Origin of the sequence: uncultured Mailhella sp. (genome assembly GCF_944324995.1) — a bacterium.
Taxonomy (GTDB): Bacteria; Desulfobacterota; Desulfovibrionia; order Desulfovibrionales; family Desulfovibrionaceae; genus Mailhella.
The window spans coordinates 19556-33050 of sequence record NZ_CALUYL010000019.1 but is presented as its reverse complement, the minus strand read 5'-3'; the positions used below and the strand labels follow the sequence as shown (position 1 = coordinate 33050).

Genomic DNA, 13495 nt, shown 5'->3' with positions numbered 1-13495 from the left:
GAATTAATAAAAGTTATTATATGTTTGTTTGTGTAATTATAAATGTGGATTTATCAAGAGTTGTTGCTGGTAAAAAGATCAGGGTGAAGTCACAATGAACTACATTCAGGTGCTGGTATGACGTCTGATATTAATGAACTTACTATGCTGAGAGATTATCTTGCTCAGGTCCTGGATGTGTTCAGTGACGGTGTTTGCGTCACTGATGCGCAGGGTAAGGTGCTGTTCCTGAATGCCATGCATGAAAGCATGACCGGCGTGCAGCATGACAGCATGATAGGACATGATGTTCATGAATTTACCAGCAAGGGCGTATTTGATGTAGTTCTGAATCCTGAAGTCTTCCGCACGGGAAAAATGGTGACCCGTGTGCAGACGTTGTCCAATGGGCGCAGACTGGTGCTTGAAGGGCATCCCATTTTCGACAGTCATCATAATGTCGTTTTCTGTGTGACGTTGCTTCGGGACGAGAGTTCTCTCCAGGAGCTTCAGAGTCGGCTGCTGTTTCAGAAGGAGCTGCTGGATGTGTTTTCCAAGCTCAGCAACTCCCCGCAGAATTCGGCCTTTACCCAGATGCCGGAAATCGTGCAGAGTTCTGTCATGACCCGGTTGAGAAACAAGGTGAGCGTTATTGCCAAGACGGATGCTCCCGTACTGATTTTGGGAGAAACCGGGGTGGGCAAGGATGTGCTGGCCCGAAGAATTCATACCGAGAGCGGTCGGGCCGAAAACGCGTTCATCAAGGTGGACTGCGGCAGCATTTCTCCTCAGCTCATTGAAACGGAACTGTTCGGTTATGTGGGGGGAACGTTTTCCGGCGCAAACAGAAACGGCAAGGTGGGGCTCATAGAGGCAGCCAACAACGGCACCATGTTTCTTGACGAAATAGGTGAACTGCCCATAGCCATGCAGACGCGTCTTCTGCGTTTTCTGCAGGACGGCGAGGTCTTGAGAGTCGGCGCCACCACGCCGAAGAGACTGGACGTGCGCATTATTGCGGCCACCAACAAGGATTTGGAAAAGGCCATTGCCAACGGTGAATTCCGAAGTGATCTGTATTATCGTCTGAAGATTGCCGTGCTGACCATTCCTCCGCTGAGGGATCGCAGGGACGACATTCTTCCCATGGCGCATTTCTTTTTGGATTTTTTTGCGCACAAGTACGGACGCAAACTGGAATTTTCTCCTGAAGCGGAAAAAGCTCTGCAGAACTATCCCTGGCCGGGCAATGTGCGGGAGCTCAAAAACATGGTGCAGGGGATTGCCGTCACCTGTTCGGACGGCGTCATTCATCCTTCGCAGCTGCCGCTGGGAAATTCGCTGGCCGCGGGCAGAAGACAGGAAGGCGGAGCGCAGCCTGCCGTCAACTTCGACGGGCGCAGCTATAAGGAAATCATGAAGGAGATGGAGGGCATTGTTCTTCAGGCCGCCATGCACAAGTACGGCAGCATTGCGAATATCGCAAAGGAACTTAACGTGGACAGGAGCACGATATTCCGCAAGGTGAAGGAACTGGAGAAAAGAGGCGTCAAGTTCAGCTGAGCTTTTCACCCTTCGGCAGGAGCGCAGCTTGCGCCGTCGGCATACCGGCGGAGCGGGGGCCATGAATATATGACGACGGAGCATGTCCCGTCGTCTTTTTTTATGAATTTTTTCGGTGAGGCGGCGTGAAGACGCAGCGCGCCCCGTCGATGTCCTGCCTGCCAGAATCGGTAATTTTTTGAGAATGTTCGATGAGTATTCGACACAGGCCAGAAGCCTGCGCCTGTTTTTCCCGAAGGGAAAACGGCTTTGCACGGGTTAGAGACGCTTCGCGACCGTGCTTTGAGAAAACACGGTCGCGAAGGACAATTTCATGCGGATCAGGGCGCTGCGGATTACTTGTTCAGATCATTCTGCAGCATGTCGCGGATACGAAGCGCCAGCACTTCGTCTTCCGCCGCCGTGCGTCCGCTCACGCCTATGCCGAGCAGGATGCCGCCTTCTTTGTCGATCAGAGGCACGCCGCCGGGCATGGAGGTCATGCCCGGATCCATGAAGTCGGCCAGCGTGATGTTTTCCCGGACCAGTCGGTCATGAAGAGCCGAGGTGGTGCATCCCATTTTGACCGAGGTATAGGCTTTGCCCTTGGCCATGTGTTCGATGCGGCCGGGAACTCCCGGCATGCGGAGCAGCGCGGCCAGCGCCCCATCGTTGTGCATGATGGCCAGGCAGACGGGCGCTCCGTCTGCCGCGAGTTCGTCGAGGCTGTTCAGAATGTTGCGGATGCTGTGATACAGAGTGACATCGACCATGGAAACCTCCTGAAGACAAGAAACGGTGAAAAAGACGCTTCGAGCGGTACGGACTGCTCCTTTGGACATGAAAGTACGGCAATGCGATGTGTTCGGAATCTCCGACTGCCTGTTCGGCAACATGCTGCGGGTTCTGTATATCGATCTTGGCAGGTATGAAGCGGGAATCAGTGTACGTTGTGAAGATGATGATGCCCGGTGTCCATAATTAATAAATGGTATGGGACCAATAATCAAATGAAATATGGATTGCCGAACGGATCCGGCATGGCGTTCCGGGAAGAATTTTTTCAGGAACCGGCAGGCTGCGTTGCGAAGCGGATCTGACGCACCGGACGGCGCGGAGGCGGATGCGGAGCGACATGCGGCAGAAGTGACGGCGGGAATGACCCTGAGAGCGGGCGGAGGCCGCTTTCCGGGACGGGACCTGTCGGGGGAGCGGGGCGGAAGGACTACAGTTCCCGGATCTTCAGAATATTGTAGGAAATATCCGTGTCGTAGGCGTCCGATTCTTCGATCTTCTTGAGGAAGTTCACCACGCGGATGGTGACCGGCAGCACGACGATTTCATACGCCGTTTTGGCGAAGATCTGAATGGCCATCATCTTGATAAGTTCCTGAACGGGCACGAGACCGCCGAAGGCCAGAGGAAAGAAGATGAGCGAGTCCGCGCTTTCTCCCGCGAGGGTGGAGAGCACGGCGCGGGCGGAAAAGTGTTTGCCGCGGCTGGCGATTTTCATGCGGCTCATGACGTAGGCGTTGAGAAAGGAGCCGAGAAGAAAGGCGGCGAGGCTGGCGGCGGCGATGCGCGGCGCCAGACCGAAGATGAAGCGGAAGGCGGCGTCGCCTTCCCAGAAGGGGGCGGCGGGCAGGGCCACGGCCAGCTGAAACAGGGCGACCATGGCGAAGTTGACGGCAAAGCCCAGCCAGATGATGAGCCGCGCCTTGCGGAAGCCCCAGACTTCGGCAATGCAGTCGTTGATGATGTAGGAGATGGGAAAGACCAGGAATCCGGCGGTGATGGTGACGGGGCCGAACTGGAGGATTTTGGTTTCCAGAAGATTGGAGGCAACGAGACAGGCGCAGAACACGACGCCGAGCAGCATGAACGAGAGGGAGACGGTAGCTTTCATGACTTGTTTTTTACGTGGTTTTCAAGCACACGGTTGAAGGAAAGGGCCGACGCCGGAAGTAACCTTTTGAGGCGGAGGGCGTCAAGCGGCGCGGGCCGGAGCGAAAGTGCGGCGTGTTTCTGAATGTTGCGGCGTCGCGGAAAGGCGAGTCCCCGCGTCGGCCGCGCCTTCGGCGCGGCTTCAGGGGAATTTCAGAAGCTGCTGCACAGCTTTTTTGCGGACACGGGAAGCGTCGCCGCGCCCGGGAGCATGTTCCCGAGCGCGGCGGCGCGCTTTGCTTTCTGCGGTGTCTGACGGCTGTCAGGTCCGCGCCTGATCAGCGATGCTCGCGGATGAGCGCAGCGATGCGTTCGATGCCTGTTTTTACCACGTCGCGGGAGGGGCCGTAGGAGAAGCGCACCCAGGAGCGGTAGGGTTCTTCGGCGGGACGGGTCCGGTAGGGGCGCACGTCGAAGAAGCGGCCGGGCACGGTCATGACCTTGCGGGCGAGGCAGGCGTGGAAGAAGGCGTCGGCGTCGTTGAGGGGTGCGGGCAGGTCGCGGATGCAGGCCCACACGTAGAAGGTGCCGCGGGGCTCGGCCGCCGGGCGGATGCCGAGTTCGGCGAGGCCGTCGAGCATGAGCTTGCGCTTGTAGGCGAATTCGGCGCGCAGGGCGGTGGTTTCCTGCTCCACGCGGGAAGGTTCGAGGGCCGCGAGGGTGGCGCGCTGGGAGAGCATGGAAGGGCCGCCGTCCACGGCGCTGGCCGCACGGTTCAGCATTTCAATGATGTGCTTCGGGCCCACGGCCCAGCCGGCGCGCCAGCCGGGATAGCGGTGACTCTTGGTGAGGCCGTCGAAAATGACGACGGGATCCTTGTCCACGTCTTCCACGAATTCCGCCGCGGAAACGGGGCCGGACGCGGGAGAGCCGTCGGGATTGTAGATGAAGTGGGAATAGAATTCGTCGCTGCCGATGAGGCAGTTTTCCCTGCGGGCCGTGGCCACGTAGCTGTCCAGGGTTTCGCCGGAAATGATTTCGCCCGTGGGGTTGCAGGGATTGGAAAACACAAAGACGTCGGCGCGTTCCTGATGAATGAAGCTTTCCAGCGTTTCTGCGGGAATGGAGAAGGCGTCTTCCTCCCTGGCGCGGATGGGAAGCAGCACGCAGCGGTTGCGGAGGCTGTAGAGATAGTCCTCGTAGGCGGTGTAGTCGGGATTCTTGTAGGCTATGCGCGCGCCGTCGGCCAGAATGGTGTAGAGGCGGGTGAGGGCCAGACGGCCGCCGCTTGCGAAGCTGACGTTGTCCGCCGTGTACTTCGACTTGCCGCGGCGATAGGTTCTGTTGACCATGTCGGCAATGGCTTCGCGCACTTCGCCGGTGCCGCCCACCGGGCCGTAGGCGTGATCGGCGGGATCAATGTCGATGTGATTGATGCGTTCTGGCGCGCCGGGCATGTCGCCGACTTCGGGCTGTCCCTGACCGAGGTTGCACCAGTCGGGATTTCCGTTCCAGAAGCCGAGTTTCGATGCCTCGTGAACAACCCAGATGACGCCCATGTAGGGAACGTCCCTGACCATGGGGAAGGTGGAGGATATCTCCGTATCCATGTTGATAATCTCCTTGAATTATTGGATATTATTCAAAACATAGCGTAAGCGTGAAGAGTGCGTCCGCTTTCGGAACTCGAAAGGGAGCGCGAGGGTGCAGGTGCGGAAGTCGGCGTTTCAGGAAGCCGGGCGGAGCGTTGCGACGACCGCCCTGCGAGGCGGGAAAGGGGAGTTGTTGCCGGACGGCCGCCCGGAGAGGCGGACGGAAAAGCTGTGCAGGTTGTCCGCGCTGCGGGCGGCCGTCGAAAGAGAGAACGCTAGTCGAGCTTGTCGATGGGGGTGTAGGTACCGTCGGGATTGGGACGGAAGACGTAGTGTTCCTTGAGATAAATGATGTCCTTGCGGTGGACGGACTGCAGTTCGGCCAGAATGGCGGCGCGGGCCACCACCTCGGCGCCGGCGGTGCGGGCCAGGGATTCGATGGCTTCGATGGATTCGCCGGTGGCGATGACGTCGTCGATGAGCGCCACGCGCTTGCCGCGGATTTTATCGGCTTCGCAGCCGTCGAGCCAGAGGGTCTGTTCCTTCTGGGTGGTCACGGAGAAGACGGAGTGGGAAATGGGGTTCTGCATGTAGGGCTTGCGGCTCTTGCGGGCCACCACGAAGTCCTTCATGCCCATGAGGCGGCTGATTTCGTAGGTGAGGCAGATGCCCTTGGCTTCGGCGGTCATGAGCACGTCCACCTCGGGCAGACGCTTCATGAGCTCGGGGGCGACGGTCTGGATGAGTTCGGTGTCGGAAAGTACGACGAAGCTGGCAAGAGCAAGATTTTCTCCGATCTGGACGAAGGGAAGCTTGCGCTTGAGTCCCATGATTTCAAAGTCGAAGTATTTCACATGGCCTCCTGAGTTGATTTTGACGAAACGTGTCGGAAACGCGGGAGCCGTCGGCGGGAACGCGGTTCTGCGCCGGACGGCGAACATGCGAATCCCTCCTTCGCGGACGATCGTACAACGTTATCCGCAAAGGAGGGAAGGGGTGATCTACAGGAAAACGGGAGCGCCGGGGCCGAGGGGCAGATCCATTTCCATCCAGAAGATGAGGAAGAGGCCCCAGAAGAACAGGATGCCGAGCGCGTAGGGAAGCATGAGCGAGATGATGGTGCCGAGGCCTACGTTTTTGGCGTACTTCTGCGCCACGCCGATGATGAAGGCCATGAAGGGTTCAAGCGGAGAGATGGCGTTGGTGGTGGAGTCGGCCACGCGGTAGGCGGCCTGCACGAAGTAGGGCGAGAGCTGCGTCTGCATGAGCATGGGCACGAAGATGGGGGCGAGCAGGGCCCACTTGGCCATGGCGCTGCCGATGAAGAAGTTGATGCAGGCGGTGAGAATGAGGAAGCTCACCACGAGCGGAATGCCGGAGAAGCCGGTGTTGTTGAGGAAGGCCGCGCCCTGAATGGACAGATACATGTCCAGATGCGTGTAGGCGAAGCTGGAAACGAACTGACCGGCCGCGAAGCAGAGCACGATGAAGGAGGAGAATTCCTTCATGGCCTTGCCCATGAAGCGGACCACGTCCTTGTCGTTGCGGATGACCTTGGTGCTCACGCCGTAGGGGATGGACACGGCGAGGAAGAAAACCAGCAGGATGGGCACGAGGGAGTCGAGGAAGGGGGAGGGGACGATGCTGAACGTCTTGGGATTGCGCAGAATGCCGTGTTCGGGCACCACGGTGAGCAGAATGAGGCAGATGTAGACGATGCCGCCGATGAGGGCGGCGCGCAGACCGCGGCGTTCTTCGGGGCTGACGGTCATGTCTTCGCTGCCCAGCGCGCCATCGTGCATGGCCACGCCTTCGAGACGGGGTTCGACGAATTTTTCCGTAAGGAAGACGATGACGGCCGTCACGATGAAGGTGGAAGCCGACATGAAGTACCAGTTGACGGCGGGATGCACGGTGAAGTTGGGATCGATGATCTGAGCGGCCTGCTGGGTGATGGCGGCAAGGCCCACGTCGGTGCCCACGACCAGCAGGTTGGCGTTGAGGCCGGCGGCGCAGCCGGCAAAGCCCGTGGCGAGACCGGCCAGCGGATTGCGGCCGAGGCCCTTGAAGATCATGGCGCCGAGGGGCGGCACCACCACGAAGGCCGCGCTGGAGGCCATGTTGCCCATGACGCCGCAGAAGGCGATGATGGCGGTCACCATGCTGCGGGGAGCGCTGAGAATGGTGGCGCGCAGCACGGCGGAGAGCAGGCCGACTTCTTCGGCCACGCCGAGGCCGAGCATCATGACGAGCACGAGGCCCAGGGGCTTGAAGCGGACGAAGTTGTCCACGCAGTTCTTGAGGAACCAGGTCAGGCCGTCCACGGAGGCGAGGCTCTGCACGACCAGGGTTTTGCCTTTGGGATCCACCATGGTGATGCCCTGCAGCAGGTAGGAAAGCACCATGACGACCAGCGTGAGGATCAGAAATATGGTGACGGGATGCGGCAGTCTGTTGCCGGCTCGTTCGATGAAGCCGAGAACGCCGGAGAGGTTTTCAATCTGTTCTTTAGCCATTGGCTCAAGCTCCTTGGGCGTGTTGCGGATGGGTGATGGCCTTTATACGCAGCATCACGGCGCGGAGGCGTCCGCGCCGTGATGCACGGGGGAATTACTGGATAGGGGTATTAGTTAAGATCGTCAAGGTTTTCAAAGGCCTGACGGACCTCTTTGCGCAGCGCTTCGTTGGTGAGCACGTCGTAGCCGGTGAGGCACATCGAGCGGGCCGCAAGAAGCATGCCCTTGAAGCCGCCTTCTCCGTTGCAGGCTTCGGCAAAGGCGGGGGTGTGTCCGACGAGGTGCGCGCCCCCGATGGAGATGTAGGGATGGATGGACGGCGCCTTGAAGCTGACGTTGCCCATGTCGGTGGAGTAGCTGCTGGACACTTCGTCGATGTAGCTTTCCCCGAGCAGATCGAGGTTGGAGGCAAAGGCGTGCAGCAGGGGCATGTTGTGGCGCATGGTGTAGTAGGGATGCGCGGAATGGCGGTAGGAGAACTGGCAGCCGAGGGCCATGGCGCAGCAGCGGGCGCAGTTGACCACGCGTTCAATGGCGTTGTCGAGGGTTTCGGGCTTGCGGGCGCGCACGCCGTAGCGCAGGCGGGCGAATTCGGGAATGGTGTTGATGGAGGTGCCGGTGTCGGTGAGCAGGCCGTGAATGCGCACGTCGGGAGTCATGTGCTGGCGCAGGCTGTTGATGCCCATGACGGCAAGCGCGGCGGCGTCCATGGCGTTGATGCCCTTTTCAGGCGCACCGGCGGCGTGAGCGGCCTTGCCCTTGAAGTCCATTTCCAGGTTGGCGCGGGAAATGAGCTGCTGCTTGAGAATGGTGCGGCCTTCGGCGTGGGCGGCAATGACGGCGTCCATGTGATCGAAGAGGCCCGCGTCGGCCATGGGCACCTTGCCGCCGGCGTCCCGCACGTTGCCTTCTTCGGCGGGCGTGCCGAACACGTGAACGGTTCCTGCGGGAAGATGGCGGGCCAGCGCTATGCCGGCGGCGCAGGCCGCCGTGCCGAAGAGGTTGTGTCCGCAGGCGTGGCCGAGCCCGGGCAGGGCGTCGAATTCGGCGAGGAAGGCCACCTGCGGGCCTTCGCCGGAGCCGTACACGGCATGGAAGGCCGTGGGCATGTCGAGCAGATTGCGTTCCACCTTGAAGCCGTTGGATTCAAGAAAATCGGCAAGACGGGCGGAAGACTTGAATTCCTGATAGCCCAGTTCGGGTTCGGCGAAAATGGCGGAGGCAATTTCCTTCATCTGGGCGGAAAGATTATTGACTTCATCCAGTAACTGGCTTTTTTCACGAGAGATTTCAGGCATGTTGCCTCCTTTGAAGTTCACAGAAACTTGCGCGTTCTCCGCACCTTACCTGTTATTGCAGGGGGAAGCAAGAAAAAGCGCAAACAAAATGGGGAGTTAAAATGAAAAGTCCGGCTAATTCCCTGTGCCGCAGGCGTTTTCGCCGGATGCGGACTGCCGGCATTATTTTTTGCCGTGCTTTTTGCCGTCGGATTTTTTGAGCGCCTTTTTCAGCGCGTCGCGATAGGCGCGCAGCACGGTGAGACGGGCGTGCTTTTTGTCTTCGGCGGCCACGATGCGCCAGGGCGCATACTCCGTGCTGGTGCGCAGGAACATTTCATCCGCGGCGCGCACGTATTCGGGCCACTTTTCCCGATTGCGCCAGTCGTCGGGCGTGATCTTGTACTGTTTCCACGGGGTGACTTCCCGCTCCCTGAAACGGCGCAGCTGTTCCTCGGGGGAAATGTGCAGCCAGAACTTCATCAGCACGTTGTTGCCGTTTGTGAGCTGCTCCTCGAAGAGATTGATTTCCGCAAAGGCGCGGCTCCAGTCTTCGCGGGGCGTGAGCTTCTCCACCCGCTCCACGAGCACGCGGCCGTACCACGAACGGTCGTACACGGTGATGAATCCGGCGCGGGGCACGTGCCTCCAGAAGCGCCACAGATAGTGATGCGCCAGCTCTTCGTCCGTGGGCACGCCGATGGGAATCGCGCGGCTGATGCGGGCGTCGATGCCGTCCATGAGGCGGCGGATGCATCCGCCCTTGCCGGCCGCGTCCCAGCCCTCGAAGACGAGCGTGCTGGAAATCCCCCGGCGCCAGGCGTGATAGGTGAGTTCGTGCAGTTCCTGCTGCAGGTCGGCCAGTTCCTTTTTGTAGGCGTCGGGATCGGCTTTGGCGCTCAGGTCGATGGCGTCCAGCGTGGAGACCACGTTTTCCTGTTCCGCGTCGTTCTGATTCTTCAGGCGCGCGGCCCTGGCGTCCTGTTCGGCGACGGTGCGCTCCACGGCGGCGATCACGGCGCGGGCCACGGCAAGGTTGCGATAGTTCGCGTCCGCGGCGTCCACGATGGTCCAGGGCGCGAAGGCCCGGTCGGTCAGGGTGATGGCGCGCGAGGCGGCTTCGGCCAGACCGTCGTAGTTTTCGGAAACCTTCTTGTCGTAGGGCGTGAAGTGGAGCAGCTCCTTGTGCGCCAGCCGCTTCTTGAGTCGTTCGTCGTGCTCCTTTTTGTCCAGATGCAGCCAGATCTTGACGATGGCCATGCCCGACGCGGCCAGACTTTCCTCCAGACCGCGGCAGTGATGCATGTGGGCGGTGAATTCCGCTTCGCTCATGTCCTTTGTGCAGAAACGGCGCAGCTCAAGGCCGTACCAGCCGCCGAAGAACACGCCGGTGGAGCCTGCCGCCGGCAGCCGACGCCAGAAGCGCCAGTCGAGCGGGCGTTCGCGCTCTTCGTCGGTTTCCATCCAGAACACGTGGTTGTGAACGTGCTTGCTGTCCATCCACTCCGACAGCAGGTTGATGACGGCTCCGCGCCCTGCGCCGTTGACGCCGTCGACGATGACGAGCAGGGGAATCTTGCGGTCGATGCACTGCCGCTGCGCGTCAAAGAGCTTCATGCGCAGTTCGGGGGCCTGCGTCCGGAAGTCCTTGTCGCTGCAGCGTCTGCCGAGAACAACGTTTTCAAACATGCGAGCCTCGCTTTTTATCGGAAATGAGAAGGGCCGCGCCCGAAAGCGCAGGCCTCGCCGTACCGGTACAATGTAGGCTTCCGCAGGAAAAAGGCAAGTTGTTCAACAAATTAGATAAGGTACGGAATTGTTTCGCTGCTGAGGCGTGAAAACGGAAAAGGCGGCGGAGCTCGGAGGCGTCGCGCGGCTCCCGGAAAAGACTGAATGCGCCCGGCCTCATGCCAGGATGCCGAAGGCGGGCGTGCGAAGCATGGCGCGGTGAAACAATAATGAATCGCTGCGGCGTTGCGCGGAGCCGCTTTACCGGCAAACGGGGATATGGCATATTCGTCACAAGCGTGCCCAAGGAGTCTTCCATGTCCGCAGTCATTGTTCCCGAGCATTCCCGGCGTCTTCTGGAGGCCATTTCGGCAGGTCGCTCTTTCGAGCTGGACAGCTTCATTTTCGTGACGGCCGACGACTGGCTCATGGCCATAGGTTATCCGCAGGAAGGGGAGTTTTCCGTAAGTCGCTTTGAATCCGCGCTGGATGAAGCCGTCCGCAAGGTGAAGCCTTCCGACTGCTTTGCCATTGCGCCCCAGATGCCGGAGCGGCTGGAAAGTCATGTGGAGGATCGGGACGTGTACTACACGCTGGATGCGTCGTCTCCGGTGCCGTCCAAACTTCGCGGCCCGGTGCGGCACGCCCGCGAACGCCTTTTAGTGGACGAAACGCGCGAGTTCACGCCGGAGCATCGTCGGCTCTGGGCGGAGTTCATGGGACGCATGCCGCTGCCGCCGCGCATCCGTCAGCTGTATTCGGGCACGGCCGCCGCGCTTCAGGGCCCGGCGGATCTGCGCCTTCTGAACGCCTGGGACGCCGAGGGGCAGCTTGCGGCCTGTCTGCTCATGGACTATTCCCTGCCGCATCATGTGAGCTACGTGCTCGGCGCGCATTCCAAAACGCATTACGTGCCTCATGCGCCCGATCTGCTTTTTGCCGAAATGCTGGAGCGCGCCCGGGCGGAAGACAAGCAGACCGTGCTGCTCGGTCTCGGCGTGAACGAGGGCATCACCCGCTTCAAGAAAAAATGGGGCGGGGTGCAGAGTGCGCCCTACGAGCTCGCGGTGTGGCAGGAATCTTCGGGAGCGGGCGGATTTTTCGACATGGCGGCGTACCTTGCCATCAGCATAGGCACGTCGTCGGGCAACTACGAGATGTCGCGCTGGAAGTTCTTCGATTCTCTGCCCGAGCAGCGGCCGTGCGCCATGCTCTGGCGTCTCGACAAGAACGGACGCACGTCGTGGATAGGCGGCTCGGCGCACTTTTTCTGCTATTCCTTCGAGCATTCGCTGCGTCGTCTTTTTGAAAACGTGGACACCGTGCTTCTGGAAGGCCCCATCGACTCGGACAGCATGGACGAGGTGGCGCGCATCGGCCGTTCCCCGGAGCCGGACGCCCCGCGCGTGGCGCAGTTTCTTTCGGAAGAGGACGTGCGTCGCCTTGAGCGCATGGTGTACGGTCCCGAGGGCTTCTGGGCAAGGCTTGTGGGCGCACAGCAGGAACGCAGCATCGACGTGCGTCAGGTGCTGGCCGAAAGCCGCCAGTGGTACGCGTTCTTCTCGCTCTGGACGTCGTATCTCGAACGCAACGGCTGGACGAATTCCGTGGATCTCGAAGTGTGGAACATTGCGCTCGACATGGGCAAGTCGGTCATGGGCATGGAGAGTCTCGCCGAGCAGATAGCCTCGCTGGAGTCGGCGCCCATGACGCGCATCGTGAAGTTCATGAAGGAGTGCTCCTTCTGGCCGAAGCTCATGAAGAGCAATCGTTCGCGGTATCTGGCGGGCGATCTCATGGGCATGATGGGCACGAGCGCCGAATTTCCCACGCGCACGGGCACCATCATCAGCGTGCGCGATCAGCGCTTCCGCGAGCGCATGCGGCCGTACATCGAGCGGGGCGGAACGGCGGTATTCGTGGGTTCCGCCCACATGATCAATCTGCGGCACATGCTCGCCGAAGACGGCTTTACCGTGACGCGCGTGCTGCCCACGTGGAAGCATCGCTTTTCCGCCTGGATACGGCGCGACGATTCCGTGGTGCTGCCCGGCAATCCCGATGCGCCTACGTGGGAAAAGGCTCCGGAAAACATTCGCTCCTCCGCGCTGCGCAACGAGCCTTCCGGTCATGCTGCGCGATCTTCCTCCCGCGGCCCGTCTTCGGGCAGGGCGCTCGCCGATCTCGGCGCGCGGGCCGTCGTGCCGGAACAGATTCCCGCCTACGTGCGCGCGGTTTCCGGCCGCACGCTGCGCTCCTGCGAGGGCTTTGCCGCCTGGACCACGGCCGACAGCTGCACGCTGGTGGCCTTCCCTGCGCAGGACGAGCTCGCCTCCTGCGGCCTGCACAGCGCGGCCTACGCGGACAGGCTGGAGAGCGCCGTGGCCTGTGCGCTGGCCATGCCGAATCTGCGGCGCATCACGGTGCTGGCTCCCGTGGTTCCGGCGTGTGCGCCGGACAAGGCCGTGGTGGAGCGCGACGCCTGGTGGTGCGTGAACGTGCCGCACGCTCCGGGGCAGAAGCTGCGCAACATGCTGAACCGCGCGCGGCGCGAGGCTGTGGTGGGCGTGGAAGAGTGGGGGCCGGAACACGACGCGCTCGTGGATCACTATCTCAAGGTGCGCACGCTCGCTCCGGGCACGAGGCATATTTTCGGCAAAGTGGGGGCGTACGTGAAGGCGTCGCCCGAGGCCGTGCTCTTCGGTGCGCGGTCGGCGTCGGGAAGGCTGCTGGCGCTGGCCGTGGGCGATTACAGCGCGCTCAGCACGGCGTTCTACATGTTCGCCTTCCGGCAGGACGACTGTCCTCCGGGCGTGAGCGACGCGCTGGTGCAGGCGCTGGCCGACGAAGCCGTGCGCCGGGGGCAGAGCGTGCTGAATCTGGGCCTCGGCATAGACGGAGGCATTGCCTTCTTCAAGAAGAAGTGGGGAGCCTTCGAGGCCATGCCGCATCTGGAAACGAGCTGGATGGTCTAAAA

At 60.9% G+C, this 13495-nt stretch carries 9 protein-coding genes; 2 read left to right on the top strand and 7 right to left on the bottom strand.

Annotation, left to right across the window (positions count from 1 at the left end; genetic code table 11):
* Window positions 1-144 precede the first annotated feature (144 nt).
* On the top strand, window positions 145-1542 hold the full coding sequence (locus Q0K02_RS08620; RefSeq protein ID WP_294487469.1) for a sigma 54-interacting transcriptional regulator: 1398 nt from the start codon (window positions 145-147) through the stop codon (window positions 1540-1542).
* Window positions 1543-1877: 335 nt separating this feature from the next.
* On the opposite strand, the gene Q0K02_RS08615 is transcribed toward Q0K02_RS08620, so the two are convergent.
* The 7 genes from Q0K02_RS08615 to pap form a co-directional block, all read right to left on the bottom strand.
* A complete protein-coding gene (locus tag Q0K02_RS08615) occupies window positions 1878-2294 on the bottom strand; it encodes a heme-binding protein (protein WP_294487467.1) in 417 nt (138 codons plus the stop codon).
* Between the two features lie 452 nt (window positions 2295-2746).
* Window positions 2747-3427 (bottom strand): queuosine precursor transporter, encoded by a 681-nt coding sequence (locus Q0K02_RS08610; RefSeq protein ID WP_294487464.1) that lies wholly within the window; start codon window positions 3425-3427, stop codon window positions 2747-2749.
* 316 nt (window positions 3428-3743) lie between these two features.
* Window positions 3744-5015, bottom strand: coding sequence for a pyridoxal phosphate-dependent aminotransferase (locus tag Q0K02_RS08605; protein WP_294487462.1), 1272 nt, complete (start codon window positions 5013-5015; stop codon window positions 3744-3746).
* Window positions 5016-5272: 257 nt separating this feature from the next.
* Window positions 5273-5851, bottom strand: coding sequence for a phosphoribosyltransferase family protein (locus tag Q0K02_RS08600; protein WP_294487460.1), 579 nt, complete (start codon window positions 5849-5851; stop codon window positions 5273-5275).
* A gap of 147 nt (window positions 5852-5998) precedes the next feature.
* Entirely contained in the window at window positions 5999-7513 is a 1515-nt protein-coding gene (locus Q0K02_RS08595) for an AbgT family transporter (protein ID WP_294487457.1), read from the bottom strand.
* A gap of 110 nt (window positions 7514-7623) precedes the next feature.
* Entirely contained in the window at window positions 7624-8811 is a 1188-nt protein-coding gene (locus tag Q0K02_RS08590) for an amidohydrolase (protein WP_294487452.1), read from the bottom strand.
* Between the two features lie 162 nt (window positions 8812-8973).
* On the bottom strand, window positions 8974-10479 hold the full coding sequence (gene pap, locus Q0K02_RS08585; RefSeq protein WP_294487449.1) for a polyphosphate:AMP phosphotransferase: 1506 nt from the start codon (window positions 10477-10479) through the stop codon (window positions 8974-8976).
* A 356-nt stretch (window positions 10480-10835) separates the two neighbouring features.
* On the opposite strand from pap, the gene Q0K02_RS08580 reads away from it, so the two are divergent.
* Entirely contained in the window at window positions 10836-13493 is a 2658-nt protein-coding gene (locus Q0K02_RS08580; protein ID WP_294487446.1) for a TraB/GumN family protein, read from the top strand.
* The last annotated feature ends 2 nt before the right edge of the window (window positions 13494-13495 follow it).

Excerpts from the sequence above, each read along its gene's own strand:
- Q0K02_RS08620 (WP_294487469.1), top strand. The coding sequence starts at position 145 with ATGCTGAGAGATTATCTTGCTCAGGTCCTGGATGTGTTCAGTGACGGT.
- Q0K02_RS08615 (WP_294487467.1), bottom strand. The coding sequence starts at position 2,294 with ATGGTCGATGTCACTCTGTATCACAGCATCCGCAACATTCTGAACAGC.
- Q0K02_RS08610 (WP_294487464.1), bottom strand. The coding sequence starts at position 3,427 with ATGAAAGCTACCGTCTCCCTCTCGTTCATGCTGCTCGGCGTCGTGTTC.
- Q0K02_RS08605 (WP_294487462.1), bottom strand. The coding sequence starts at position 5,015 with ATGGATACGGAGATATCCTCCACCTTCCCCATGGTCAGGGACGTTCCC.
- Q0K02_RS08595 (WP_294487457.1), bottom strand. The coding sequence starts at position 7,513 with ATGGCTAAAGAACAGATTGAAAACCTCTCCGGCGTTCTCGGCTTCATC.
- Q0K02_RS08590 (WP_294487452.1), bottom strand. The coding sequence starts at position 8,811 with ATGCCTGAAATCTCTCGTGAAAAAAGCCAGTTACTGGATGAAGTCAAT.
- pap (WP_294487449.1), bottom strand. The coding sequence starts at position 10,479 with ATGTTTGAAAACGTTGTTCTCGGCAGACGCTGCAGCGACAAGGACTTC.
- Q0K02_RS08580 (WP_294487446.1), top strand. The coding sequence starts at position 10,836 with ATGTCCGCAGTCATTGTTCCCGAGCATTCCCGGCGTCTTCTGGAGGCC.